Origin of the sequence: Cupriavidus sp. IDO, from assembly GCF_000812465.1 — a bacterium.
Classification (GTDB): Bacteria; Pseudomonadota; Gammaproteobacteria; order Burkholderiales; family Burkholderiaceae; genus Cupriavidus.
The window spans coordinates 57335-83107 of record NZ_JWMA01000079.1 but is presented as its reverse complement, the minus strand read 5'-3'; the positions used below and the strand labels follow the sequence as shown (position 1 = coordinate 83107).

The following is a 25773-nucleotide window of genomic DNA, read 5'->3' as shown; positions in this document are numbered from 1 at the left end:
ACCGCGGCACGCACGCCGGCGATCAGCTCGTTGAACTTGGACAGGCGCTTGGAGCCCTTGCCGTCCAGTTCGCGCACGTGCAGGTGCAGCACGGTGGCGCCGGCGTTGTAGCAATCGACGGCCTTCTGGACCTGCTCTTCCATCGTCACCGGAATGTCTTCCGGGAAATCCGCGGGCATCCACTCGGGGCCGTAGGGGGCCACGGTGATGACCACCTTGTCCATGTTTTCGGGGTGCAGGGAATCGTCGAGGAATTGCATGCCTTGCTCCTGATCGGGATATGTCTGTGGGTGGCAGATTGCGCGTATCCGTTGGCCGTCGCGCGAAAACCTTCCGGTACCAAAATATCCATCACTGGCGAGGACGGAGTTGACTATCCGGGACGCATGTTTGACATTTCGGGGCGATCAGGGAAAACGCGATGCCTGATTTCCGTCCGGCAGCGGACATTGGTGCTCATGGCGTGCTTCACGCCCTTGCCGATGCTGCAATGGAAGTGGCGTCCCTCTTTGGATCTGGTGCCCGGTCTGCTGACCCGACCGGTGCCGGCCGGCCATAAAAGACATCGGCGCGGAAGTCTGAACGCGCACAAGCATGAACGCGTGCCAGGCCATCGGCATAGTGGATCTGGCTGCGACCGCTAGATGGAATCTGGACGCGCTGAAAGAATCGCCTGCGTGGGGGGGGCGCGCAGTGAAGCCTTGGTCTTTCCCGCACGAAACATCGTCGCCGGGCGAAGGCCGATGCTGGAGACGCGGCGGCGCATTCCGGCAGGCTGCTTGCCGTCAGTTACCAGATGCGCGAAATCGGAAGAGGTGGGGGGTGTGGCTAATTCACCACACGAAGTGGGGTGGTGCGAGGGAGGGGACTCGAACCCCTACACCATTGCTGGCGTCAGGACCTAAACCTGGTGCGTCTACCAATTTCGCCACCCTCGCAGTCCTTGCGGCGCCGACCCGGAAGGGTGGCCGCGATGCTCGTCGGCGCATGCATTGGACGGGAAAGCAAAAAAGGCGGCTGGAACTGCCCGCCTTCTTTCCGTCTCAATTGCCGCTGGCACAATCTGCGCCTGCAGCGCAACGAGGCTGCGGATTGTAGCGCAAGGCGTCGGGGGAATCTAGCCCCAATGTCCGGCCTTGTTTGCCTTGCCCAGAGACTGCCGGGTCCTCTGAGCCGACACGATTCCTTACAGATGGCGATATCGCCCGGAGGTATCCTTAGCTCACAATTACTCCACAATGAGCGAGCCATGAAATCCCTCCTTGCCCTCTTGATCGCGTCCGGGACATTGCTGTTGTCCGGCTGCGTAGTTGCCCCTTACGATGAAGGCTATGGCGGTGGCCAGGGATGCCCGCCGGGCCAGGCGAAAAAGGGGAACTGCCGGGTTGACCAATACGGAAATGAGTCATTTTGCCCGCCCGGTCAGGCAAAGAAGGGCCGCTGCTGATCGCCGCGGCTATCGGGGCCGGATGTGCTGGGCATAAGCCCGGGGAAACGAAACCCGCCGCGGCGGGGTTTTTTCTGCCTGCTGCGAGAGCGTCAGCCAGGACGTCATGCTGGTAGTCTTGATGTCGTCCGCTACCAAGGTGAACCGCCTCGTGCCGCCTGTTTCCCTCTATCCCCTCACGCCGGGCCGATGGCGCCTGCTTTTCTGGCCTTGCGCGATAGCCGTGCTCGTCCTTTCGCTGATGCCGCCAACGCAGCCGATGCCAACCACAGGCTGGGACAAGTCCAACCACGCGCTGGCGTTCCTGGTGCTTGCCTTGCTCGGACGGCGGGCGTATGTGGGGCGGGGCGTGGGTGTACTGTTTGCCCTGGTGGCCTATGGCGGCCTGATCGAACTGCTGCAGGGAATGACGTCTTACCGGGACGCCGACTGGGCGGACCTGCTGGCCGACAGCATCGGGATCCTGCTGGCCGTGGTGGTCGACTGGCTGCTGGCAAAGTTCAGTCGTGCCGGGGTCGCCGGCTCGCGCGAGTAGGGCGCAGGCGTCGGCGGGCTCGGCGCTCAGTTCTCTTCGGCTTCCAGCATGAACTTTGCACCGTCGTCCTGGCCCAGCAGGCCGACCAGCACTGGCATGGCTTCCTGCAGCGATTCCTTGAGCCGCCACGGCGGATTGACGATGAACATGCCGCTGCCGTGCAGGCCGAGCCCGCCGTCGACCGGATGCTTGACGGTGAGGCTCACGTGCAGCCAGCTCTTGAGCGGCAGGTTCTTCAACTGCACGGGTAGCTGCACCGATTCGCGCCGCTGCACTTGCGGATACCAGATCGCGTACATGCCGGTGGCGAAGCGCTGCAGCCCGTCCTGTAAAGTCTGCACGGTACGGGCATAGTCTTGCTTGTCTTCATACGAGGGATCGATCAGCACCAGCGCGCGGCGGGGCGGGGGCGGCAGGATTGCCTTGATGCCGCCGAAGCCGTCGCCGTCATACAGCATGACCTTGCGGCCGGCGCCGCGGAAGTTGTCGCGCAGCACCTGGATTTCGGTGCTGTGCAGTTCGAACAGGCGCAGCCGGTCCTGGTCTCGCAGCATCTGCCAGGCAAGCCAGGGCGAGCCGGGGTAGTGGCGCAGGCCGCCTTCGGGGTTGAGCGCGCGAACCTGGTCGAGATACTCGTCCAGCATGGCGGGCAGGGCAGTGCCGCCGGCAGCCGCCTGCCATAGCCGCGAGATGCCGGTCTCGAACTCGGCCTTCTTCTGCGCGTAGGCGTGGTCGAGCGCGTAGAGCCCGGCGCCGGCGTGCGTGTCGATATACCAGAATGCCTTGTCCTTCTGCGTCAGGTGCTCCAGCAGTTGCACCACGATGGCGTGTTTCAGGACGTCGGCGTGGTTGCCGGCGTGGAAGGCATGACGGTAGCTGAGCATGGCGGGAACGGGAGCGGCCCTGGCCCTGTTCAGGGGCGAGGCGGCGTGAAGGCTGCGGGAAGGGCGCTATGCTACCATCCGCCGCGGGTTGTCCGGCCTTGCCCCCTCGCTTGTTTTCCAGTTCCTGTCTTGTCTATGCCGCGCGCACTCGAGCCCGCCGAGCCGATCCTGTCGGCCGAAGGCACACCGTATTCCCCCCGTTACGACGACGTCTATCACAGCACCGAGGGCGGCCTTGCCCAGGCCGGACATGTGTTCCTGGGCGGCAACGGCCTGCCGCAGGGCTGGGCCGGGCGCGAACAGTTCGTGATTGTCGAAACCGGGTTCGGGCAAGGCCTGAATTTCCTCGCTACCTGGCAGGCCTGGCGCAACGATCCGCAACGCTGTGCCCGCCTGCATTTTGTCTCGATCGAAAAGCATCCATTCACGCGTGAGGGACTGGCGCAGTTGCACGCCGGGCTGGGCGAGTTGCTGCCGTTTGCCAAGGCTTTGCAAGCGGCCTGGCCAGCCGCGTTGCCCGGCCTGCATCGGCTGAGCTTCGACGGCGGGGCGGTGATCCTGACGCTGGCGCTCGGCGATATCGAGCATCTGCTGCCGAAACTGGTGGCGGGCGCCGACGCGTTCTACCTGGATGGCTTCTCGCCAGCGCGCAACGCCGACATGTGGTCGCCCACCGTGTTCCGCGGGCTGGCGCGGCTGGCGCGGCCGGGCGCCACGCTGGCGACCTATACCGCGGCGGGATTCGTGCGCCGCGGGCTGCAGGCGGTCGGGTTCGAGGTCAGCAAGGCGCCCGGATTCGGCGGCAAGCGGGACATGACGGTTGCGCATTTCCTGCCGGCCTGGAAATCGCGCCGGCATGCGCCCAGCCCTGCGGCCAGCTGGCCGGAACGGCATGCCATCGTGATCGGCGCGGGACTGGCCGGCTGTGCAATCACCGAGCGGCTGGCTTCGCGCGGCTGGCGGGTGACGTTGTTTGACCGGCATGACGGGCCGGCGCGGCAGACTTCGGCGCATCGCGCGGCAGCCATGCACGCCCATATCTCGCCCGACGACAGTCTGCTGTCGCGCTTGTCTCGCGCTGGCAACCTGCACGCACTACGTGCCTGGGAGGCTCTGGCGGAAGCCGGGCATCCGGTCGGCTGGCATGGCTGTGGCGTCCTCCAGATCGGTGAGGGCGAGGTGGAGGGCGAGGCGCAGCGGGCCGCGCTGGCAGCGCTTGGCTTGCCGGAGGACTTTGTCCGGTGGATGACCCCCGGGGAAGCGAAGGCGTCCCACGGCGCGGCCGTACCCCGGGGCGGGCTCTGGTTCCCACAGGGTGGTTGGGTGGCGCCTCCCGATATCTGCCGGGCGCAGATGCTGAAGGCCGGCGATGCCGTTCATCCTCGATTCGGCTGCGAGGTAGCGCACATCGCGCGGGTGGAAGGTCAGTGGCAGGCCACGGCCGAACACGGCGCGGTGCTGGCATCGGCACCTGTCCTGATCCTCGCCAACGCGTACGAGGCCCAGCGCCTGATGCCCATGCATCATCAGGTGATGCGGCGTGTACGCGGCCAGCTGACAGCATTTTCGGGCGAGCAGGTCGACGCGCTCGGCGCGTGGCCGGACTGCGTGGTCACGGGTGCCGGATATCTGCTGCCGCGCACCGCCGACGGCAGTGCGCGCGTCGGCTCCAGCTATGACGCTGACGAGGGGCCTCTGGTCGAGCGGCCCGATGTTCACCTCGAGAATCTCGCGCGGCTTGCGGACATGCTTCCGGAGCAAGCGGCCCGCATTGCGAGGCTGGATGTGGCGACTCTCTCGGGCTATGTGGGCGTGCGCACGGTTTCACATAACCGGCTGCCATTGATCGGGCAGATGCCGGATGAAGCTGCCGCCGGGGCGGCGGCCCTGGGGTTGCGTGGCGCGCACCTGCGCGATATCCCGCGCCAGCCCGGGCTTTACGCGGCACTTGCATATGCGTCACGCGGCCTCACATGGGCAGCGCTGGGCGCGGAACTGCTCGCCAGTCAGATCGAGGGCGAGCCGCTGCCGCTGGAGTCCGACCTGGTCGATGCCATGGATCCGGCGCGGCTGCTGCTGCGCGCCCTGCGCCATGGACGGGCAGCATAGCGGCAGGTGCGTTTCCGTGCCCGGTCAGGGTAAAAACTGCCGGAACCGAATCAAAACCGTGCGATAATCCCCGTTTTCCGTTTGCGCGGAGCTTGCGGTTCGCGAGTGCCCGCCGGTGCCTGTCTGGCAGTGGCGTACGTGGCTGGCGCCTCGCCGGTACGCGGACGGGCGGGTGCGCAAGCGGTTGCGCCTACGAACACAACTACATTTCTGGATTGGATCAACGACCATGTCGAACGTCATTGAAAACCTCGGCAAACTGGACCGCAAGGTGACCCTGGCCATTCCCAAGGCCGAAGTGGAAAAGGAAAAGCAGGAGCGCCTCGTTCGCCTGTCGAAGACCGTGAAGATGTCGGGCTTCCGTCCGGGCAAGGTGCCGATGAAGATGGTCGAGAAGCAATACGGCCAGCAAGTCGAGTTCGAAGTGCGCTTCGACAAGGCTGCCCGCAAGTTCTTCGACATCACCAAAGAACAGGACGTGAAGGTCGCCGGCCAGCCGAAGTTTGAAGTCAAGACCGACGGCGTGGGCGAAGACGAAGTGGCCTTCGACGCCACCTTCGAGGTGTACCCGGAAGTCAAGCTGGGCGACCTGACTGCCGCGGAAGTGACCCGCACCTCCACCGAAATCACCGAAGCCGAAGTCGACAAGACCATCGACATCCTGCGCAAGCAGCGCGTGCACTACCACGTGCGCGGCGAAGCCGGCGAGCACGGTGACGGCGGCGGCGATGTGACCGCCAAGAACGGCGACCGCGTGACGCTCGACTTCGTCGGCAAGATCGAAGGCGAAGAGTTCGCCGGCGGCAAGGCCGAAGACTTCCCGTTCGTGCTGGGCGAAGGCCGCATGCTGCCCGAATTCGAGCAAGCCACGCTGGGCCTGAAGGTTGGCGAAAGCAAGGCCTTCCCGCTGGCGTTCCCGGCCGACTACCACGGCAAGGAAGTGGCGGGCAAGACCGCCGAGTTCACCGTGACCCTGAAGAAGGTCGAGTGGGCCCACCTGCCGGAAGTGAACGATGCGTTCGCCAAGTCGCTCGGCATCGCCGACGGCAGCGTCGAGAAGATGCGCGCCGACATCCGCGAAAACCTGGAGCGCGAAGTCAAGCGCCGCACGCACGCCATGCTGAAGGACCAGGTCATGGACGCGCTGCTGAAGGTGAGCGAGCTGGACGTGCCCAAGGCCCTGATCGAGCAGGACCAGGAGCGCCTGGTGCAGATGGCTCGCCGTGACCTGGAGCAACGCGGCATGCCGAACGCCAAGGACATGCCGATTCCGGCCGAGATGTTCACGCAGCAAGCTGAGCGCCGCGTCAAGCTGGGCCTGATCCTGGCCGAGATCGTCAAGGCCCACGGCCTGGAAGCCAAGGCTGACCAGATCAAGGCCGAGATCGAGGACTTCGCCAAGAGCTACGAAGACCCGAAGGAAGTCATGCGCTGGTACTACGGCGACCAGCAGCGCCTGGCCGAGATGGAAGCCTACGTGCTCGAAAACAACGTGGTAAATTTCGTGTGCGGCAAGGCCAAGGTCACCGACAAGTCGGTGTCCTTCGAGGAACTCACCGCCGAAGGCAACCAGCAACAAGCCTGAGGCCGGGCCTGACCGTTTGTCCCGCGCCAAGGCGTGGGGCCGGTCGCGGTTCCGAGCGTTCCCGACAGTTCCTTGCCATCCATCGATACCCTGGAGAACTTGCATGACCCGCAATGATTTGCTTGACCGTCTCGCCACCACGCAGGCTTCGGCGCTGGAAACCCAGGGTCTGGGGCTGGTGCCGATGGTGGTCGAGCAGTCCGGCCGGGGCGAGCGCGCCTACGACATCTACTCGCGTCTGCTGAAGGAGCGGGTGGTGTTCATGGTCGGTGAAGTCAACGACCAGACCGCCAACCTGGTGGTGGCGCAGCTGCTGTTCCTGGAGAGTGAGAATCCGGACAAGGACGTGTCGCTCTACATCAATTCGCCGGGCGGCTCGGTGTCGGCTGGCCTGGCCATTTACGACACGATGCAGTTCATCAAGCCGGACGTGTCCACGCTCTGCATGGGCATGGCGGCAAGCATGGGTGCATTCCTGCTGGCGGCTGGTGCGAAGGGCAAGCGTTCGGCGCTGCCCAACTCGCGCATCATGATCCACCAGCCGCTGGGCGGCGCGCGCGGCCAGGCTTCGGATATCGAAATCCAGGCCCGCGAGATCCTGTACCTGCGCGAGCGGCTCAACAGCATTCTGTCGGAAGTGACTGGACAGCCGGTCGAGAAGATTGCCCGCGACACCGATCGCGACAACTTCATGAGCGGTGACCAGGCCGTCGATTACGGCCTGATCGACAAGGTCATTACCCGCCGCGGCTGATGCAGCAAGGCCGCCGAGGCGCAAGGCGAACCGGCGGCCGGCCATGCTTGCGGCGCGTGAAGCGCGTGGCGCAAGCGGCTGCTCAAATGGCGAAGGCTACACCGGAACGAGGCCTTGTGCCTCGTTTTTTGCGTTTGCCCCACAGCGTGGGGGGCGTTGCCGGCTGTGCCAATTGTTTTGGCGTATGATCCGTTTGAAGCGTATTGCCTCGGGGCCTTCTGCCCTGTGCTGCGCACACTGCTAAGTGACTGATTCCTATGGCGGAAAAAAAAGGTTCATCCAGCGAGAAGCTTCTGTATTGCTCGTTTTGCGGCAAGAGCCAGCACGAGGTCAAGAAGCTCATCGCAGGCCCGTCGGTGTTCATTTGCGACGAATGCATCGACCTCTGCAACGAGATCATCCGCGACGAGGCCACGGCGTCTGAGAAGGACGCGACCGCGGCCGCCAGGTCCGACCTGCCCACGCCCCACGAAATCCGTGAGAGCCTGGATCAGTACGTGATCGGGCAGGAACAGGCCAAGAAGATTCTGGCGGTGGCTGTCTACAACCACTACAAGCGCCTGAAGCACCTTGGCAAGAAGGATGACGTCGAGCTGTCCAAGAGCAACATCCTGCTGATCGGGCCGACCGGCTCAGGCAAGACGCTGCTCGCCCAGACGCTCGCGCGCCTGCTCAACGTGCCGTTCGTGATCGCCGACGCCACCACACTGACCGAAGCCGGCTACGTGGGCGAGGACGTCGAAAACATCATCCAGAAGCTGCTGCAGAACTGCAACTACGAAGTTGAGAAGGCGCAGCGCGGCATTGTCTACATCGACGAAATCGACAAGATCTCGCGCAAGTCGGACAACCCGTCCATCACGCGCGACGTCTCGGGCGAGGGCGTGCAGCAGGCCCTGCTGAAGCTGATCGAGGGCACCATGGCCTCGGTGCCGCCGCAGGGTGGCCGCAAGCATCCCAACCAGGATTTCCTGCAGGTGGATACCACCAACATCCTGTTTATCTGCGGCGGTGCATTCGATGGCCTGGAAAAGGTGATCATGCAGCGCTCGGACAAGACCGGCATTGGCTTCGCCGCGCAGGTCCAGAGCAAGGAAGAGCGCGATGTCAGCGAAGTCCTGCCCCAGACCGAGCCGGAAGATCTGATCAAGTTCGGCCTAATTCCCGAACTGATCGGCCGCCTGCCGGTGGTGGCAACGCTGGCCAAGCTGGACGAGGCCGCGCTGATGCAGATCCTGGTCGAGCCGAAGAATGCGCTGGTCAAGCAATACCAGAAACTGCTGGCGATGGAAGGCGTCGAGCTGGAGATCCGGCCCGCAGCGCTCTCTGCTATTGCCCGCAAGGCGATTCGCCGCAAGACGGGCGCCCGCGGCTTGCGTTCGATACTCGAACAATCGCTGATGGACGTCATGTACGACCTGCCGAACTACAAGGGCGTACAGAAGGTCGTGATCGATGAAAACACCATCACCGGGGATGCGCCGCCACTCCTGATGTACGAGGAGCAGCAGCCAAAGGTAGCTGGCTCCAACTGACGCGAGGGCGCGCCTGTGGTCAAGTGGTCAGGACTACACCGGCAGCGAGTCCGAAAGGCCGTTCGCGTAAAAGCGAACGGCTTTTTTTCTTCAATTCCACCGACGAAGGGGAGGAAACGCGGGTATGCTGTTTCAGAGGGGCCTGCAGGTGCAGGGAGCGTCATATGCCTTGCAATATCGAATCGATTTGCCGGTGTCTTGTAATCGATTCGGGCGGCCCAATTTACGCCTTAAATGACTGACTTGGGGAAAATGATGTCCGGAACACAACTCCTCCCGGCCGAGCCGATTCGCCTCCCACTGTTGCCCCTGCGCGACGTGGTGGTGTTTCCGCACATGGTGATCCCGCTGTTCGTGGGTCGCCCGAAGTCCATCAAGGCGCTTGAGACTGCGATGGAGTCGGGCAAGAGCATCATGCTCGTGGCCCAGAAGACGGCGGCCAAGGACGAGCCGACGGCGGGCGACCTGTATGAGGTCGGCTGCATCGCCAATATCCTGCAAATGCTGAAGCTGCCCGACGGTACCGTGAAGGTGCTGGTCGAAGGTACGCAACGCGCAAACATCCGCGAGGTGAGCGAGGACGAGTCGCACTTCATGTGCGAAGCCGTGCCCGTGCCGCCCGCACCGGCCGAAAGCGCGGAGACCGAGGCCCTGCGCCGCGCGATCGTGTCGCAGTTCGACCAGTACGTGAAGCTCAACAAGAAGATCCCGCCCGAGATCCTGACCTCGCTGTCGGGTATCGACGAGGCAGGCCGCCTGGCGGACACCATCGCCGCGCACCTGCCGATCAAGCTCGAGCAGAAGCAGAAGATCCTGGAGATGGTCAATGTGACCGAACGCCTGGAAAGCCTGCTGTCGCAACTCGAGGGCGAGATCGACATCCTGCAGGTGGAAAAGCGCATCCGTGGCCGCGTCAAGCGCCAGATGGAGAAGAGCCAGCGCGAGTACTATCTGAACGAGCAGGTCAAGGCCATCCAGAAGGAACTGGGCGAGGGCGAAGAGGGCGCCGACCTGGAAGAACTCGACAAGCGCATCAAGGCTGCGCGCATGCCGAAGGAAGCCAAGAAGAAGGCCGACGCCGAATTCAAGAAGCTCAAGCTGATGTCGCCGATGTCGGCGGAAGCCACGGTCGTGCGCAACTACATCGACACGCTGGTGAACCTGCCGTGGCGCAAGAAGAGCAAGGTCAACAACGACCTCGCCAACGCCGAGCGCGTGCTCGACGAAGACCACTATGGCCTGGAGAAGGTCAAGGAACGCATTCTCGAGTACCTCGCGGTGCAACAGCGCGTGGACAAGCTGAAGGCGCCGATCCTGTGCCTGGTCGGGCCTCCCGGCGTGGGCAAGACCTCGCTCGGCCAGTCGGTGGCGCGCGCCACGAACCGCAAGTTCGTGCGCATGGCACTGGGTGGCGTGCGTGACGAGGCCGAGATCCGCGGCCACCGCCGGACCTACATCGGCTCGATGCCGGGCAAGATCCTGCAAAGCCTGTCGAAGGTCGGCGTGCGCAATCCGCTCTTCCTGCTCGACGAGATCGACAAGATGGGCATGGATTTCCGCGGCGATCCGTCGTCGGCGCTGCTCGAGGTGCTGGACCCGGAACAGAACCACACGTTCCAGGACCACTACATCGAAGTGGACTTCGACCTGTCTGACGTGATGTTCGTGGCGACGTCGAACTCGCTCAACATCCCGCCGCCGCTGCTCGACCGTATGGAAGTGATCCGCCTGTCGGGTTACACCGAGGACGAGAAGGTCAACATCGCCCAGCGTTACCTGCTGCCCAAGCAGATCAAGAACAATGGTCTGAAGGTCGGCGAGATCGAGGTCAGCGAAGGCGCGATCCGCGACATCATCCGCTATTACACGCGTGAGGCGGGTGTGCGTTCGCTGGAACGCGAGGTGTCCAAGATCGCCCGCAAGGTGGTCAAGCTGCTGCTCCTGAAGAAGGAGGCCGGCACGGTCAAGGTCGACTCGGAAAACCTGGACAAATTCCTCGGCGTGCGCAAGTACGACTTCGGCCTTGCCGGCAAGGAAAACCAGGTTGGCCAGGTGACCGGTCTGGCGTGGACGGAAGTGGGCGGCGACCTGCTGACCATCGAAGCCGCGATCATGCCGGGCAAGGGCAACATCACCCGCACCGGTTCGCTGGGCGACGTGATGAAGGAGTCGGTCGAGGCGGCCCGCTCGGTGGTGCGCTCGCGGGCGCGTCGCCTGGGTATCGCGGATGAGATGTTCGAGAAGCGCGACATCCACATCCACGTGCCCGAAGGCGCCACGCCCAAGGACGGCCCGTCGGCCGGCGGTGCGATGACGACGGCACTCGTGTCGGTGCTGACCGGTATTCCGGTGCGTGCCGATGTGGCGATGACCGGCGAGATCACGCTGCGCGGCGAAGTGCTGCCGATCGGCGGTCTCAAGGAGAAGCTGCTGGCGGCCCACCGTGGCGGCATCAAGCTGGTGCTGATCCCCGAGGAGAACGTCAAGGACCTGGCGGAGATCCCCGACAACGTCAAGAACGCCATCGAAATCGTTCCGGTGCGCTGGATCGACAAGGTGCTGGAGCTGGCACTCGAGCGCAAGCCCGAGCCGCTTGCCGAGGAAGAAGCCAAGCCCGCCGAAGTGGCGGACAAGGCGGCGGCCAAGGTCGAGATGATCCACCACTGATGGCGGCGAGGTAGCCGTTGCAGAGGCAAGAACGCCGCGGGAGGTTTCCGCGGCGTTTTTCTTTTTTCGGCGCCTTCCGGATCACCCGACATTGTTGCGAAGAGTGCTTGGCAAACCGGAAAAACATGTATTACACTTGCGCCCTCGCAACGCGAACAGCGGCAAACGCCGTGAAGCGCGAAGCGTAGCAACCTGCAGGCAGTCTGCCTGCGATGGTCGAGCGGGTGCTTAGCTCAGTTGGTAGAGCGGCGCCCTTACAAGGCGTAGGTCGGGGGTTCGAGCCCCTCAGCACCCACCAGCTCCATCATTGCAAGGCTGACGTTAGTGTCGGCAGGATGCACCGACACAGGAGTGGTAGTTCAGTCGGTTAGAATACCGGCCTGTCACGCCGGGGGTCGCGGGTTCGAGTCCCGTCCACTCCGCCAGTAGTCACCCGAGGCAAGCCGCGTCGCGGCGGTCCGGGCAAGAATGGCCACCTTCGGGTGGCCATTTTTTTTTGTCCCGCCGGCGCGCCGGCGGGATTTGCGCGGTGGCTCCGATGTTCCGCGGGCCTCACAAACGCTGCGGCCCGCGCGGCTCCTGATAGAATCGCGGAGTTTGTCTTTCGTGCCAACCCATTACCTGAGTCCGCATGCTTGATTTCGTACGCAACAACCGGCGCCTGATGCTCTTGCTTCTGCTGGTGCTCGTCTTCCCGTCGTTTGTATTCTTCGGCGTAGAGAGCTATTCGCGCTTCATGGACAGCTCGCACGATGCCGCCAAGGTCGATGGCCGCGCCATCACCGTTCAGGAAGTCGACAACGTGGTGCGCGACCAGAGCGAGCGCATGCGCCAGATGCTGGGCACCAACTATGATCCGCGCCAGTTCGAAGGCGCCGCGGCACGCCAGACGGTGCTGGACCAGCTGATCCTGCAGCGCGTGGTGGCGAACGAAGTGGCGCGCGAGCACCTGACGGTTTCGAATGCGCGCCTGTTCGAGGCGATCAACAGCATTCCCGCCATTGCCCAGTTGCCGCGCAAGCAGGACGGCACCATCGATGACAAGGCTTATCTGCAACTGCTGGCCTCGCAAGGCATGACGCCCGAGCAGTTCGATGCCCGCATGCGCTTCGACCTGGCTACGCAGCAGCTCGGCACCTCGATTGCAGCAACGGCCTTCGTGCCGAAGTCGCTGCTCGATCGCCTGATCGCCGTACGCGACCAGCAGCGCGATGTGCAGGCGCTGATCTTCAAGCCCGCCAGCTATGCGGCCAAGGTGCAGCCGGACGCAGCTGCCCTGAAGGCCTATTACGACAGCCACCAGTCGGCCTACTCGGTGCCGGAGCAGGCCAAGGTTGAATACCTGGTGCTGTCCGGCGAGGCGCTGGCCGCATCGCAGTCGGTCACGCCGGAAGAGCTAAAGTCGTACTACGAGAGCAATATCGCGCGCTTCCGTACCGATGAGCAGCGCCGCGCCAGCCACATCCTGATTGCCTCGCCCAAGGATGCGCCTGCCGCCGAGCGCCAGGCCGCCAAGGACAAGGCGACCAAGCTGCTGGAGGACCTGCGCAAGCATCCCGATACGTTTGCCGACGTGGCCCGCAAGCAATCGCAGGACCCGGGCTCGGCCGAGAAGGGCGGCGACCTTGGCTTCATGGGCCATGGCGCGCTGGTGAAGCCGTTTGAGGATGCCATGTATGCGCTCAAGGACGGCCAGATCAGCGACGTGGTGGAAACCGACTACGGCTATCACATCATCAAGCTGACCGGCATCAAGCCCGCGGAGACGAAGCCGCTCGACGCAGTTCGTCCTGAGCTCGAGGCCGAATTGCGCAAGCAGTTTGCAGCCAAGAAGTACGCCGAGCAGGCCGATGCCTTCGGCAACATGGTCTATGAGCAGGCTGACAGCCTGAAGCCGGCTGCCGACAAGTTCAAGCTCACGATCCAGACCGCCGACAACCTGACTCGCCAGCCGAACCCGGCGCTGGGCGCGCAGAGTCCGCTGAACAACGAAAAGGTGCTCAAGGCGCTGTTCAGCGATGACGCCATCAAGAACAAGCGCAATACCGAGGCCGTCCAGGTTGGTCCGAACACGCTGGTGGCCGCGCGCATCGTCGACTATCGCCCGTCCTCGGTGCGCAAGTTCGAGGAAGTCCAGGCACAGGTGCGCGAGGGCTATATCGCCCAGCAAGCCGCCGAACTGGCACGCAAGGATGGCGAGGCGCGACTCGAAGCCCTGAAGAAAAGCGACAGCGCTGAAGGCTTTGGCGCCGCGGCCACGGTCTCGCGCACCAAGGTGGAAGGCCTGGAGCCCAAGGCAGTGGAAGCTATCATGCGCGCCGACGCATCGAAGCTGCCCGCCGTGGTTGGCGTGGATCTTGGTGCCGGTGGTTATGCCATCTATCGCATCACCAAGCTCAGCCAGCCAGCGCAGGCGAACGCCGCGCAACGGCAGGCCGACGCGCAGCAACTGAGCCAGCTGTCAGGCCAGACCGAGCTGGAGGCTTACTACGACAGCCTGAAGGCACGCTCGAAGGTGAAGGTACTCAAGCCGGTCGTTGCAACCGAAGCCCAGGATGGCAGCGCGCCGGCCGCGCAATAATCGCCACCGCCCGACAAAAAAGCCCCTGCAGTTCATCGCTGCAGGGGCTTTTGCTTTATGCGCGGGCAGGGGTTTGCTATCGAGTCTTGCCGGCTTTCAGCAATGGCTTGAGTTGCGGCCACACGGTATCGAGCAGCGCCGGTTGCGCCTCGGCAGTCGGATGGATGTGATCTGCCTGGAACCAGTCCTGGCGTGCAATCACCTTGTCCAGGAAGAACGGCACCAGCCGGACTTTGTACTCGCCGGCCAGCCGGGGATAGAGTGCGAAGAATTTCTCCGTGTAGTCCTGGCCGTAGTTGGGGGGGATGCGCATGCCGATCAGCAGCACGCTGGCCCCCGCCTTCTGCGCCCCGCTGACGATATTGCGCAGATTGGATTCGGTGACTTGCAGCGACAGGCCGCGCAGGGCATCGTTGGCGCCGAGTTCGACCACCACTATCGCCGGGCGGTGGCGCGCGAGCAGGTCCGGCAGCCGCGTCTTGCCGCCGACGGTGGTCTCGCCGCTGATGCTCGCATTGACGACGCTATAATCGAAGCGCTCTTGCTGCAACCTGTCCTGCAGCAGCCTGACCCAGCCAGCGCCGCGCGCGATGCCGTATTCCGCGGACAGGCTGTCGCCTAGTACCAGCACGGCCGGGGCTGCCTGGGCTGCATGCGCGGCGCTCAGCATCAGGGTCGTGCAGGCCGCCAGCGCCATCTTGCGCCAACCGATTCGGATCACTTTGTTCATGTCCTCTTCCATTCTCGCTGTCGAGTCACTAGGAAAGACCGTAGCCGACACGACCGGTTCGCTGACGATTTTGCACGACGTGACCTTTTCCGTCACGCCGGGCGAGACGCTGGCCATCGTCGGCGCATCCGGGTCGGGCAAGTCTACGCTGCTCGGCCTGCTGGCCGGGCTGGACTTGCCCACGACAGGCTCGGTGCGGCTGCACGGCCAGGACCTGTTCGTCCTGGGCGAGGACCAGCGCGCCGCCTTGCGCGGCCGGCATGTCGGATTCGTCTTCCAGTCGTTCCAGCTGGTTGGCCACCTGACTGCGCTCGAGAACGTGATGCTGCCGCTGGAACTGCGCGGCGAGACGGACAGTGTGCGCGAACGCGCGGTGAACATGCTGGAACGCGTGGGCCTGGGCGCTCGTCTTGACCACTATCCGCGAACCCTGTCGGGTGGCGAGCAGCAACGTGTGGCACTCGCCCGTGCCTTTGTGGCGCGGCCGGATATCCTGTTTGCCGACGAGCCGACCGGCAGCCTCGACACAGCGACCGGCGAGGCGGTGATTGCGCTGATGTTCGAACTGAACCGCGACGCCGGTTCGACCCTGGTGCTGGTCACGCATGACCGCTCAGTCGCGGCGCGCTGCGCGCGCATCCTGACCATCGACGCGGGGCGCGTGGCCAGCGACGAGTGGATGGCGACAGAAATCTAGGCTTCGTTCTCCGAACCCAGCACGGCGCGTGCGCGGGCAATCAGCGTCGCCGTCGAGGCGTCATGCTGGCCGACGGCACCGCCGCTCAGTTCGGCTTCGATCGGGCGTGCCAGGATCTTGCCGAGTTCCACGCCCCACTGGTCGAACGAATTGATGTTCCACACCACGCCCTGCACGAAGGTACGGTGCTCATAGAGCGCAATCAGCGCGCCGAGCACGTGCGGCGTGAGGTCTTCCATCAGCAGCGTATTGCTGGGGCGGTTGCCCTCGAACACCATATGGGCGATGCGCAACTCGTCGGTCATGCCGGCAGCACGCAGTTCGTCCGCGCTGCGGCCACGCATCAGTGCCTCGGCCTGGGCAAAGCAGTTGGCCAGCAGCTTGGCATGGTGGCCGGAAAGCTTGCGCGGTGGCACCAGCGGTGCGACGAAATCGACCGGAACGATCTGCGAGCCCTGGTGGATCTGCTGGAAGTAGGCATGCTGCCCGTTGGTTCCGGCCGTGCCCCACACCACCGGCGAGGTATGCGCCCGCACGCGACGGCCATCGAGCTGCACCGACTTGCCATTGCTCTCCATTTCCAGTTGCTGCAGGAACGCGGGGAACAGCTCCAGCGAGGTGGAGTAGGGCGCCATGCAGGTGGTCGGCAAGCTGAAGAAGTTGCGATACCAGATGCCCAGCATGCCCATGATGACCGGCATGTTCCGCTCGATCGGAGCCGTGCGGAAATGCTCGTCCATGGCGCGGCCGCCGGCCAGCAGGTCAGCGAAGGCGTTGAAGCCGACCGCCAGTGCGATGGAAAGCCCGACCGATGACCAGAGCGAGAACCGTCCGCCGATCCAGTCCCAGAACTCGAACATGTTGGCGGGATCGATGCCGAACTTGCGCACGGCGTCGACATTGGTCGACACCGCGACAAAGTGCCGTGCCAGCCCGCTCTGTGCCACGCCACTGGCGAGGAACCATTCCCGCATGCTGCAGGCGTTGGCCATCGTCTCGAGCGTGGTGAAGGTCTTGGAGCAGACGATCACCAGGGTCTGGTGCGGATCGAGGCGGACCAGCGTTTCGGCCAGTTCGGTGCCGTCCACATTGGAGACAAAATGCATGCGCGGCGCCGCGTTGCCGTCCGCGTCCGCCAGATGCGAGAGCGCACGGCACACCATGCGTGGGCCGAGGTCGGAGCCACCGATGCCTATGTTGACGATGTCGGTGATAGGCTTGCCGCTGGCACCTTTCCAGTCGCCGCTGCGCACGCGCCCGGCGAAACTGCGCATCCGGACCAGCACGGACTGAATGTCCGGCATGACGGGCTTGCCGTCTACCTTGAAGGGGGCGTTCGCGGCTGCGCGGAGGGCTACGTGCAATGCGGCGCGGTCTTCGGTCGCATTGATATGCTCGCCGGCAAACATGGCATCGCGCCGGCGCGACACGCCTGCCTCTTCCGCAAGCTGCATCAGCAGCCCGAACGTTTCCGGCGTGATCCGGTTCTTCGAGTAGTCCAGGTAAAGACCGGCCGCTTCCAGCGAAAACTGCGCAACACGAGGCGCCGCATCGCCTTCGAACCACTCTCGCATCTGTGTGTCGCGGATGGCGTCGTGGTGGTGCAGCAGGGCATTCCAGGCGTGAAGATCTGTGGGCATGCAGGACAAAATCTTTCTAGTTGCTCCGAGTGCGGCCGTTTCCGTCCCGCAGTTGCAAGTATATATGTGCGGGCTGGCCGTCTTGCTGCGAAGCGGCAGGATATCGTTACGAGATGCAACGATAGCAGGGGTAATCGGGCCGGCACATCGGGCGTTGTCTGACGCACGTATCCGCGGTCTGCGTCACGCCGCTGCCTCGCCACGCAGCAGGGCATTGAAGATCGCGCGTGCCGGTTCGTACAGCTCGCTGGCTGTCAGCCCCGCCGGCCCGATGCCCTGGCTGACCAGCCGGTCGGCCGCGCGCCCGTGGATCCACACGGCGGCCTGCGCGGCCTGCAGGGGTGGCATGCCTTGCGCCAGCAGGGCGCCCGTCATGCCGGCCAGTACGTCGCCGGTGCCGGCGCTGGCCAGGGCGGCGTTTCCGGTCGGGTTGATGGCGCACGCTGGCTGTCCCGGCGAGGCGATTATGCTGCCCGATCCCTTCAGCACCACGACAGCCTGCCATTGCGACGCCAGCGCCGCTGCCGCAAGGAGCCGGTCCCGCTGCACTTCGGCGACGGTGCCGCCGAGCAGCCGTGCCGCTTCCAGTGGATGCGGCGTCATCACACGCGGCAAGCCAGTGGCCGCGAGAGCGTCGGCAAGCGTGGTGTCGGCGGCGAGCAGATTAAGCGCATCTGCATCCAGCACCAGCGAGGGCGGTGAATCGGCCGTCGCGGCAGTATGGAACAGTTGTGCGAGCTGCTTTCGTGCCGCTGCGCCGGTTCCCATGCCCGGCCCGATCACCAGCGCGGACATCGCCGCCAGTGCGATCTCGGCAACCGGGTGCAGCATCAGTTCGGGATGGATCGGATCAAGTACCGGCGCGGGCTGTGCCAGGAAGCCTATGTGCACCTTGCCGGCGCCGAGGAACTGCGCCGCGCGCGCGCCCAGCAGTGGCGCACCCGTCATGCCGATACTCCCGCCGATCACCGCCAGCGAGCCGAAGCTGCCCTTGTTGGCCCCATGTGGACGCGCGGGCAGCGCCTGGCGGAACAGGGCCGGCCCGTTGACCAGGGCGCGCGGCACATCGGGCGGCGGATAGGCCAGCCCGATCGGCGCGATGTCGATGATGCCGGCGCAGTCGCGCCCATCCAGCGTCAGCAGGCCGGGCTTGGCGCCGATGAAGGTGAGCGTGCGCCGCGCGCGCACGGCGGGATCGCCGGCGCCTGTGTCGGCGAAAAGGCCGCTCGGAATGTCGAGTGCAAAGACAGGCACCGGCGCCTGTGCGATCCGTTCGATCCACCATCCCATCGCGCCGTCGGCCGGGCGGTTCAGGCCGATGCCAAGCAATCCGTCGACGATCGCAGCAATGCCGGCGGGCCATGGCGGCAGGGTGTTGGCCGTATCGCCAGGCAGCGAACGCAGGGGGACGGCCGCGGTCCGGGCTTCGAGCCACGCGCGCGCGGCATCGGCTGGCAGGCGGTCCGGTTCGGCAGCCAGCCAGACCTCGACCTTGCGCCCAGCCTGATGCAGGCGCGTGGCCGCGACCAGCGCGTCGCCCCCGTTGTTGCCAGGTCCGGCCAGGAACAGCAGGTCGCCCGGCGGCGCATGCTGCGCCAGCCAACCGGCCGCGGCACTGCCGGCCCGTGACATCAGCTCGAAGGCGGGAAGCTGCGCCAGCGCAGCGTTCTCGATGCGGCGAATCGTGGCCACGTCGTAGAGCGGAACGGCATGTGGCGCAGCGGAATCCAGTTCGAACCAGCCGGCGACGGGGACTGTACTGGCTGATGAATGGGAGGTATCAGGGGTGTTCATCGCTGCATTGTGTCCTGGCGGACCGGGCCCAGGCCATAGCGTGCGGGCGTCAACCCGTCCATGTCAATCCCGGGCCCGGAGCCCGCGCCCTCATTTGCGGCAATCGTATCCGCAGCGATCTTGCCGGAACCGCATGCCATCGCCCAGCCGGTGGAGCCGTGGCCAAGGTTGAGGAACAGGCCCGGGACCGCGGTGGCGCCAATCAGCGGCGGGCCATCCGGCAGCATCGGTCGCGCTCCGGCCCAAAGCGTCGCTTCCTGGTAATTGCCCGCAACCGGAAACCAGTCGCGTGCGACCTTGATCAGCGTGTGCAGCGCGGCCGGCCGCAGCGTGAGCCTGCGCGACCCCAGCTCCGCGGTGCCGGCGATGCGCACGCGATTGCCCATGCGTGTGATGGCGACCTTGTACGACTCATCCATCAGCGCACCCAACGGCGCCTGCAATTCGTCGCGCACCATCGTCGTAACGGAATAGCCCTTGACCGGGTACAAGGGCACTCGCAGGCCCAGGGGCCGCAGCAGGGTGGCACTGTTGGCGCCGGATGCCAGCAGCACTTGCCGCGCCGTCAGCGTCTCGGACGTGCCTCCCTTCGTCTCGGGCGCAAGCTCGATGGTCAGCGCGCCGTTCTTGCCCGTACGCAGCCGCCTCACTGTGGTGTCGAAGCGGAAGCGCACGCCCGCGGCTTCGGCATGCTGGTGCAGCCTGCGGATAAACATGGGGCAGTTGCCGGACTCGTCTTCGGGCAGGTGCAGGCCGCCCGCCAGTGCGGTGTCCGCGGCCAGGCCGGGTTCCACGCGCCGGCACGCGTCGGGGGTCAGCAGCCGGTGCGGGACATTGTTTTCGCGCAGCAGGGAAATGGCGGGCGCCGCCATGTCGAGGTCGCGGGCGGTGCGGAACAGCTGCAGGTAGCCCTGCGACTGTTCATAGTCGATCTCCAGCTCGCTGCGCAGCCGGTGCAGGCAATCACGGCTGTAGAACGCGAGCCGCTGCATGCGCAGCTTGTTGGTGCGATAGCGCTCCAGGTTGCATTCGCGCAGCCAGCGCGAGATCCAGCGCCACATGGCGGGGTCGAGGCTGGGGCGGAACAGGACCGGCGCTTCGCGGGCGAAGAGGGTGCGCAGCACCTTGCCGGGCATGCCGGGCGCCGCCCACGGCGTGACATAGCCCGGCGCGATGACGCCGGCATTGCCGAAGCTGGCTTCCTGCGCGGGCGCGGCGCGCTGCTCCAGCACCGTCACCTCGAAGCCGGCCTGCCGCAGGTACCAGGCGGAGCAGACGCCGATTGCGCCGGCGCCGATGACAATCACATGCATCTGTCTGACTGCTCCTTGCCGACGATCCCGGAAGGCGGCGCCATGCCGGGATCGGCGCGCACTTCCCTGCGGCGGCTACTTGAGTTCCTTCTGCATGACAACATCGGGCAGCCAGGTCACCAGGTCCGGCCACACGGTGATCAGGCCGATCGCCACCACCATCATCATGAAGAACGGCAGCGATACCCGGGCGATGTAGTTGCTGTCCTTGCCGGTCATGCTTTGCAGCACGAACAGGTTGAAGCCCACCGGCGGCGTCACCTCGGCAATCTCCACCAGCAGCACGATGAAGATGCCGAACCATACCAGATCGAAGCCGGCAGCCTGCACCATGGGCAATACGGTGGCGGTGGTCAGCGCGATCATCGAGATGCCGTCGAGCGCCGTGCCGAGCAGGATATAGATCACCGTCAGCACCGCGATCAGTGCCCATGGCGAGAGCTGCAGGGCCGCTACCCATTCCGCCAGCGCACGCGGAATGCCGGTAAAGCTCATCGTCACCGACAGGAACGAGGTGGCCCCAAGCACGAACATGATCATGGCCGTCAGCCGCGTGGCGGACATCAGGCTTTCCCAGAATGCCGCCCGCGTGAGCGAGCCGCCGGCCCAGGCCAGCGCCAGCGATGCCACCACGCCGTACGCTGCCGCCTCGGTCGCGGTCGAGTAGCCGGCGATCATGATCCAGGTGATGAAGGCGATCAGGATGATGCAGGGCATCAGCTGGCGGATCGATGCCAGCCGCGCCTTCCAGCCGAACTGTTCCGCCGCCGGGGTCTTGTCCGGGTTCAGCAGCGCCCAGACCACGATATAGCCGGAGAACAGCAGCATCAGCAGCAGGCCCGGCAGGAAGCCGGCCAGGAACACCCGGATGATCGACACATCGGCCGAGACCGCATAGACCACCATTGTGATCGACGGCGGTATCAGGATGCCGAGCGTGCCGGCCGTCGACAGCGAGCCCAGCGTGACCCGCTCGTCGTAGCCGCGCCGCGTCAGTTCGGGCAGGGCCGATTTGGCGATGGTGGCGCACGTTGCCGCGGATGATCCCGACACCGAGCCGAAGATGCCGCAGCCGAGGATGTTCACGTGCATCAGCCGGCCTGGCAACCAGTTGAGCCAGGGCGACAGGCCGTTGAACATCTGCTCGGACAGTTTCGTGCGGAAGAGGATTTCCCCCATCCACACAAACAGCGGGAGCGACGCAAGCGTGTACGAAGCGCTCGACGACCACCACGAATTGGCCAGGTTGACCAGCGCCTCGCGGTCGGAAAACACCACCAGCCCGACCCACGAGGTCACGGCAATGGCGACGGGGATCCATGCGCCGATCGCCAGGAAGGCGATCATGACCAGCAGCAGGACCAGGGCGACCAGGACAGTGCTCATCAGACCGTCTCCCCGAAGTCGCCGGCGGCCAGCTTGGCTTCCTGCGCCAGCTGGTAGCGCGGCTTCTGCCGGCGCAGCACGCGCAGCCATTCGTCAGCCACCGCCAGCAGGAAGCCCACGCAGCCGATCACGGCAAAGCTTTGCGGCATCCACAGCGGAATCACGATCTGGCCTTGCGAGACATCACCGATGTCCCAGCTCTGCCAGGCAAAGGTGCCAAGCGCCCAGGCCGCATAGGCGGCGAACACCAGGCAGATGGTCAGCGACAGCAGTTCCAGCGCCCGGCGGCGGCGCGGGCCCACCGCTTCGAGCAGCATCTCCACGCGCACGATGCCGCCATGCTGGAAGGTCTGGCCAAGGATCAGGAAGGCCGATGCCGCGCACAGCCAGGCCACGATGTCGTCGCCGCCCTTGAAGGTGATGGCGGTCTCGCGCGAGAGCGACATCAGGATCATGATGATGCAGACGCCAAGGATACAGAGCGCGCCGAGCACGGCGCACAGGTCAAGCAACCGGTCCAGCCAGCGCTTGCGGGAGGGGAGAGCATCCATGATGGGCGGCGGTAGTCAGGACTGCATGAAAGGGCGCACGCAAGAGGCCGGGCATGGTCCGCGTGCTGCGCCTGCCCGGGAGGGCAGGCTGCGTTTCGGCTGGCTTACTTGCGGTAGGCGTCGAGAATGGCCTTGCCGTCTTCACCCGCACCACGGGCCCAGTCTTCCACCATGGTCTGCCCGACCTTCTGCATGTCGGTCTTCAGCTGCGGCGCGGGCGGCTGCACCGTCATGCCGTTGCGCGACAGGGTAGCCAGGTATTCCTTCGTCTTCTGCTCAGAAACCTGCCAGCCGCGCTTCTCCGCATCGGCGATGGCCTTGAGCAGTGCGTCCTGGGTAGGCTTGTCGAGCGCGGCAAACGCCTTCTTGCTCACCACCAGCATGTTCTTGGGCAACCAGGCGTCCACCGTATAGAAGTACTTCACGCTCTCCCAGACCTTGGTGTCCACGCCGGTGGCGCCGGATGACATGAAGGAGTTGACCGTGCCGGTGGCCAGGGCCTGTGCCAGATCGGCTGCCTGGATGGTGACGGGCTGCGCGCTCACCAGCTCGGCGATGCGCGAGGTTGCCGGGTTATAGGCGCGCCACTTCAGGCCCTTCATGTCGGCGGCCGATGCGAGCGGCTTGTTCGCATAGATGCCTTGCGGCGGCCACGCAACGGCGTAGAGCAGCTTCATGCCCTGCTTGTCGAGCACCTTTTCGGTGACGGGGCGCGAAGCCTGCCACAGCTTGTAGGCATCGCTGTAGCTGGTGGCCAGGAAGGGCACCGCGTCCACGCCGAACAGCGGGTTCTCGTTGGCGAGCGTCGACATCAGGATCTCGCCCATCTGCACCTGCCCGGTCTGCACGCCGCGCTTGATCTCGTTGGCCTTGAGCAGCGAGCCATTGGGATGCAGCACGATCCTGAGCTTGCCGCCCGTGGCCTTCTCCACGTCATTGGCCATCTGCTGCAGGTTTTCCGTGTGCATGTTGCCGGCCGGGTAGCCGGTGGGCAGGTCCCACTTGGTGTCCGCCTGTGCCGCCATGGCGGCCAGCGTCAGGCCGGCCGCAACGATTGCCTTGACTCGCATCTCGATCTCTCCTGGTGTGCGCGCGCAAGCGCTGTTGTACTGCGTGAGTACTACCTGGTGCCGGCAGCAAGGCCGCCGGTCAAGATCACTGGCGCGGCAGGCTCAGTCGTCGCGCTGTGAGGGTTGCACGATGCTTTCCAACGCAAGGGCCGTGCCCAGCAGCTGGGCGTCGCGCATCGGGCCGTGCGACAGCATCAGCCCGACCGGCAGCTCGTCGGGCGCATGGCAGGGCAGGGAAATCGAGCAGCCGTCGAGGAAATTGAAGGCCGACGTATTGCGCAGCAGCAGCGCATTGGTGCGGAAGAATTGCGCATCATCGGTGCGCAGCGGCTCGATGGCGGGCGCCACCATCGGTACCGTGGGACATACCACGGCGTCAAAGCGTGCCAGGCGAGCTTCGACGCGTGCGATCCAGTCGATGCGCGCACGGGCCAGGTCGACATAGTCGGCTGCGCTCATGGCGGCGCCGCGGTCGATGCGGGAGGCCACACGCGGGTCATACAGCTCTCGGCGGGTGGCGATGACCTGCCGATGGATGGAGAATGCCTCGGCGGCCGAAAAGCCGCCGCCGGCATTCAGGCCAGGCAGTTCGGCCAGTTCCGGCAGGTCGATATGCTCCACGTGCACGCCCGCGGCCGAGAGCCGGCCCAGGGCGCGGTCGAAGGCGCGGGCAACGACGGGATCCAGGTCGTCCAGCAGATACTGGCGGGGGATTGCCAGCCGGATCGCGGCCGCAGCGGTGACGCGCGGCACCACGGCGTCATCGGCAATCACGCTGTCGACCACGACGCAGTCGCTGACGGTGCGCGCCATGGCGCAGGCGGTGTCAAGCGTGTAGGACAGCGGAAACGCACCGGTCAGCGGAACGCGACGGGCAGTGGGCTTGAATCCGGTGATGCCGCACAGCGCTGCCGGGATGCGGATCGAGCCGCCGGTGTCGCTGCCGAGCGCGGCAACGGCCAGGCCCAGCGCCACCGAAACCGCCGCGCCGGACGACGAGCCGCCGGGAATCCGGGCGACGCCGTCGGTACTAGCGGGGTTCACCGGCGTACCGAAATGGGGATTGATGCCAACACCCGAGAACGCGAACTCCGTCATGTTGGTGCGTCCGACCAGGGCCGCACCGGCATCGCGCAGGCGGCGTACCACGGCGGCGTCCGCAGCGGCTGGCGCTGCGTCGTGCCGGACGGCGGAAGCGGCACGGGTGACCTCGCCGGCTACGTCATAGAGGTCCTTGACGGAGACCGGCAGGCCGGCCAGCGGATGCAGGGTCTTTCCGGCAAGGCTTGCGGCATCGGCCGCACGGGCGACCTGCGCTGCCGCGTCGAATGTGGTGTGCAGGAAGACTGCCTGTGCGGCAGGCGCGGCGGCTGCCGAGGCCGCGGCATCGATGATGTCGGCGCGGCTGGTCGCGCCTTCGCGCAGACGGGTGTGCAGGGTGTTCAGGTCAGGGAGCATCTGTGGCGTCGGGGCAAGGGAAGGCCGTGGTCATGCTCATGATTTGCCAATAAGGTGCCCCTCGGAAACTATCGGCATCGTTCGTAAAACGGCAATCAATCAGCACCTGGGTCAATATATCTCTCGGATATTATCGAGTCCTGATGCCGGAGGCCAGCTTCCGGTGGCGGTGAATTTGACGGCAAAATCTCAGTACCCGCCATCTCACATACCTGAACTGCGGATTCTGTCTTGCGTGTGACGCGATAACCCATTGAAAAATCACGAAATCTAGGCGTGCCATTCCTCGGCCGGATGACAGGCGAGATACCGTGTCGGCTCGGCGATGCCCAGCCGTGCGCGCGCCGCGTCAATCGGTTCGTGCAGCAGCGTTTCATAGTCCTCGGCCAGCAGCCACCGCGCCCGGCGGCCAAGGCGATAGCCTTCCAGCACGGCGCGCGCGAAAGCGAGGCTGCCGCTGACGCGCAAGCTCTTCAGGGCCGCCGACACCGCGATGAAGGCCCAGCCCAGGCCGCCGGTCTGGGCGTAGCTGAAGGCCACCAGCGCCGCCTCGCCCAGGCTCTCGTCGGCGCGGTAGCCGGTCAGCACATGCCAGATATCGTGGATGTCACGCGTGCGCCGGCGCAGCCATGCGTAGGCGTCCTCGACCAGTGGCTCGCCGTCGAGGTTGGAGATCCTGGCCAGCTCCGCCGCGCTGTAGCCTGTCTTCTCCAGGAAGGCGCGATAGACCGCGCCCACCGTGCCCGGGGCAAAGCTTACGATGCAGGCCGGGTCGGACAGTCGCTCCGCCAGCTCGGTGCGGAGATAGACCAGCCGCCGGCCTTCGGGCGTGCTCAGCAGGCGCGCGAAGTTCTTCGGCAGGGACGGGCCGTTCAGCGCACGCATGATGAGAAACACCTGCGTCGTGTCATGCCCGTTCGCCAGCAGCTTGCGGATGGCGCCAAATGCCGTAGAAAAATCACGCTTGTAGGGATCGGGGGCAATTGTGGTGGTCATTGGCTGGCTCCTTGTGGCAGATTGCTGGGGGTCGAGGTATG

General features: G+C 65.1%; 19 protein-coding genes and 3 tRNA genes. 10 read left to right on the top strand and 12 right to left on the bottom strand.

Features of this window, described 5'->3' with window-relative positions:
* On the bottom strand, window positions 1-260 hold a 260-nt coding region (locus RM96_RS22500), incomplete at its 3' end, for a 3-keto-5-aminohexanoate cleavage protein (protein WP_039013803.1).
* Between the two features lie 591 nt (window positions 261-851).
* A tRNA-Leu gene (locus tag RM96_RS22495) sits at window positions 852-938 on the bottom strand.
* Between the two features lie 615 nt (window positions 939-1553).
* Here RM96_RS22495 and RM96_RS22490 point away from each other — a divergent pair.
* Window positions 1554-1982, top strand: coding sequence for a VanZ family protein (locus tag RM96_RS22490; RefSeq protein ID WP_338011430.1), 429 nt, complete (start codon window positions 1554-1556; stop codon window positions 1980-1982).
* Window positions 1983-2008: 26 nt separating this feature from the next.
* Here RM96_RS22490 and RM96_RS22485 read toward each other — a convergent pair whose 3' ends face one another.
* Window positions 2009-2866, bottom strand: a complete 858-nt coding sequence (locus tag RM96_RS22485) for a 23S rRNA (adenine(2030)-N(6))-methyltransferase RlmJ (protein ID WP_039013802.1) — start codon at window positions 2864-2866, stop codon at window positions 2009-2011.
* 135 nt (window positions 2867-3001) lie between these two features.
* Here RM96_RS22485 and mnmC point away from each other — a divergent pair, with 135 nt between their 5' ends.
* From mnmC to RM96_RS22445, 8 genes are all read left to right on the top strand, one after another.
* A complete protein-coding gene (gene mnmC, locus RM96_RS22480; protein ID WP_039013799.1) occupies window positions 3002-4975 on the top strand; it encodes a bifunctional tRNA (5-methylaminomethyl-2-thiouridine)(34)-methyltransferase MnmD/FAD-dependent 5-carboxymethylaminomethyl-2-thiouridine(34) oxidoreductase MnmC in 1974 nt (657 codons plus the stop codon).
* Window positions 4976-5204: 229 nt separating this feature from the next.
* Entirely contained in the window at window positions 5205-6560 is a 1356-nt protein-coding gene (gene tig / locus RM96_RS22475; RefSeq protein ID WP_039013798.1) for a trigger factor, read from the top strand.
* A gap of 103 nt (window positions 6561-6663) precedes the next feature.
* Window positions 6664-7314 (top strand): ATP-dependent Clp endopeptidase proteolytic subunit ClpP, encoded by a 651-nt coding sequence (gene clpP, locus RM96_RS22470; protein ID WP_039013797.1) that lies wholly within the window; start codon window positions 6664-6666, stop codon window positions 7312-7314.
* A gap of 257 nt (window positions 7315-7571) precedes the next feature.
* On the top strand, window positions 7572-8849 hold the full coding sequence (gene clpX / locus RM96_RS22465; RefSeq protein ID WP_039013796.1) for an ATP-dependent Clp protease ATP-binding subunit ClpX: 1278 nt from the start codon (window positions 7572-7574) through the stop codon (window positions 8847-8849).
* Window positions 8850-9104: 255 nt separating this feature from the next.
* Window positions 9105-11516 (top strand): endopeptidase La, encoded by a 2412-nt coding sequence (lon, locus tag RM96_RS22460; RefSeq protein WP_039013794.1) that lies wholly within the window; start codon window positions 9105-9107, stop codon window positions 11514-11516.
* A gap of 222 nt (window positions 11517-11738) precedes the next feature.
* Window positions 11739-11814, top strand: a tRNA-Val gene (locus RM96_RS22455).
* Window positions 11815-11864: 50 nt separating this feature from the next.
* A tRNA-Asp gene (locus RM96_RS22450) sits at window positions 11865-11941 on the top strand.
* A gap of 206 nt (window positions 11942-12147) precedes the next feature.
* Entirely contained in the window at window positions 12148-14097 is a 1950-nt protein-coding gene (locus tag RM96_RS22445; protein ID WP_039013793.1) for a SurA N-terminal domain-containing protein, read from the top strand.
* A gap of 76 nt (window positions 14098-14173) precedes the next feature.
* On the opposite strand, the gene RM96_RS22440 is transcribed toward RM96_RS22445, so the two are convergent.
* On the bottom strand, window positions 14174-14827 hold the full coding sequence (locus RM96_RS22440) for an arylesterase (protein WP_039013792.1): 654 nt from the start codon (window positions 14825-14827) through the stop codon (window positions 14174-14176).
* On the opposite strand from RM96_RS22440, the gene RM96_RS22435 reads away from it, so the two are divergent.
* On the top strand, window positions 14826-15524 hold the full coding sequence (locus tag RM96_RS22435; RefSeq protein WP_039013791.1) for an ABC transporter ATP-binding protein: 699 nt from the start codon (window positions 14826-14828) through the stop codon (window positions 15522-15524). The two genes, RM96_RS22440 and RM96_RS22435, sit on opposite strands and share 2 nt — an antisense overlap.
* Here the strand turns inward: RM96_RS22435 and pgi are convergent.
* From pgi to RM96_RS22395, 8 genes are all read right to left on the bottom strand, one after another.
* Window positions 15521-17164: a glucose-6-phosphate isomerase gene (gene pgi, locus RM96_RS22430; RefSeq protein ID WP_039013790.1), complete on the bottom strand. Its 1644-nt coding sequence runs from the start codon at window positions 17162-17164 to the stop codon at window positions 15521-15523. The genes RM96_RS22435 and pgi overlap by 4 nt on opposite strands.
* Window positions 17165-17347: 183 nt before the next feature.
* A complete protein-coding gene (locus tag RM96_RS22425; protein WP_039013788.1) occupies window positions 17348-18958 on the bottom strand; it encodes a bifunctional ADP-dependent NAD(P)H-hydrate dehydratase/NAD(P)H-hydrate epimerase in 1611 nt (536 codons plus the stop codon).
* Window positions 18955-20271: a D-amino acid dehydrogenase gene (locus RM96_RS22420; RefSeq protein ID WP_039013787.1), complete on the bottom strand. Its 1317-nt coding sequence runs from the start codon at window positions 20269-20271 to the stop codon at window positions 18955-18957. Before RM96_RS22420 ends, RM96_RS22425 begins: the two co-directional genes overlap by 4 nt.
* A 75-nt stretch (window positions 20272-20346) precedes the next feature.
* Window positions 20347-21657 carry a TRAP transporter large permease gene (locus RM96_RS22415; RefSeq protein ID WP_039013786.1) on the bottom strand — a complete coding sequence of 437 codons (1311 nt, stop codon included), beginning with the start codon at window positions 21655-21657 and terminating at the stop codon, window positions 20347-20349.
* Window positions 21657-22208 (bottom strand): TRAP transporter small permease subunit, encoded by a 552-nt coding sequence (locus tag RM96_RS22410; RefSeq protein ID WP_039013785.1) that lies wholly within the window; start codon window positions 22206-22208, stop codon window positions 21657-21659. The genes RM96_RS22415 and RM96_RS22410 overlap by 1 nt, the downstream gene beginning before the upstream one ends.
* A gap of 104 nt (window positions 22209-22312) precedes the next feature.
* Entirely contained in the window at window positions 22313-23278 is a 966-nt protein-coding gene (locus tag RM96_RS22405) for a TRAP transporter substrate-binding protein (protein ID WP_039013784.1), read from the bottom strand.
* A gap of 102 nt (window positions 23279-23380) precedes the next feature.
* Entirely contained in the window at window positions 23381-24736 is a 1356-nt protein-coding gene (locus RM96_RS22400) for an amidase (RefSeq protein WP_039013783.1), read from the bottom strand.
* A 270-nt stretch (window positions 24737-25006) separates the two neighbouring features.
* A complete protein-coding gene (locus tag RM96_RS22395; RefSeq protein WP_039013781.1) occupies window positions 25007-25732 on the bottom strand; it encodes a Coq4 family protein in 726 nt (241 codons plus the stop codon).
* Window positions 25733-25773 lie beyond the last annotated feature (41 nt).

Coding starts and splice junctions, on each gene's coding strand:
- RM96_RS22445 (WP_039013793.1), top strand. CDS start 12,148: ATGCTTGATTTCGTACGCAACAACCGGCGCCTGATGCTCTTGCTTCTG.
- RM96_RS22425 (WP_039013788.1), bottom strand. CDS start 18,958: ATGAACACCCCTGATACCTCCCATTCATCAGCCAGTACAGTCCCCGTC.
- RM96_RS22395 (WP_039013781.1), bottom strand. CDS start 25,732: ATGACCACCACAATTGCCCCCGATCCCTACAAGCGTGATTTTTCTACG.
- clpP (WP_039013797.1), top strand. CDS start 6,664: ATGACCCGCAATGATTTGCTTGACCGTCTCGCCACCACGCAGGCTTCG.
- RM96_RS22400 (WP_039013783.1), bottom strand. CDS start 24,736: ATGCTCCCTGACCTGAACACCCTGCACACCCGTCTGCGCGAAGGCGCG.
- RM96_RS22490 (WP_338011430.1), top strand. CDS start 1,554: ATGCTGGTAGTCTTGATGTCGTCCGCTACCAAGGTGAACCGCCTCGTG.
- RM96_RS22405 (WP_039013784.1), bottom strand. CDS start 23,278: ATGCGAGTCAAGGCAATCGTTGCGGCCGGCCTGACGCTGGCCGCCATG.
- lon (WP_039013794.1), top strand. CDS start 9,105: ATGTCCGGAACACAACTCCTCCCGGCCGAGCCGATTCGCCTCCCACTG.
- RM96_RS22410 (WP_039013785.1), bottom strand. CDS start 22,208: ATGGATGCTCTCCCCTCCCGCAAGCGCTGGCTGGACCGGTTGCTTGAC.
- clpX (WP_039013796.1), top strand. CDS start 7,572: ATGGCGGAAAAAAAAGGTTCATCCAGCGAGAAGCTTCTGTATTGCTCG.
- RM96_RS22485 (WP_039013802.1), bottom strand. CDS start 2,866: ATGCTCAGCTACCGTCATGCCTTCCACGCCGGCAACCACGCCGACGTC.
- RM96_RS22415 (WP_039013786.1), bottom strand. CDS start 21,657: ATGAGCACTGTCCTGGTCGCCCTGGTCCTGCTGCTGGTCATGATCGCC.
- tig (WP_039013798.1), top strand. CDS start 5,205: ATGTCGAACGTCATTGAAAACCTCGGCAAACTGGACCGCAAGGTGACC.
- RM96_RS22440 (WP_039013792.1), bottom strand. CDS start 14,827: ATGAACAAAGTGATCCGAATCGGTTGGCGCAAGATGGCGCTGGCGGCC.
- mnmC (WP_039013799.1), top strand. CDS start 3,002: ATGCCGCGCGCACTCGAGCCCGCCGAGCCGATCCTGTCGGCCGAAGGC.
- RM96_RS22420 (WP_039013787.1), bottom strand. CDS start 20,271: ATGCATGTGATTGTCATCGGCGCCGGCGCAATCGGCGTCTGCTCCGCC.
- RM96_RS22435 (WP_039013791.1), top strand. CDS start 14,826: ATGTCCTCTTCCATTCTCGCTGTCGAGTCACTAGGAAAGACCGTAGCC.
- pgi (WP_039013790.1), bottom strand. CDS start 17,164: ATGCCCACAGATCTTCACGCCTGGAATGCCCTGCTGCACCACCACGAC.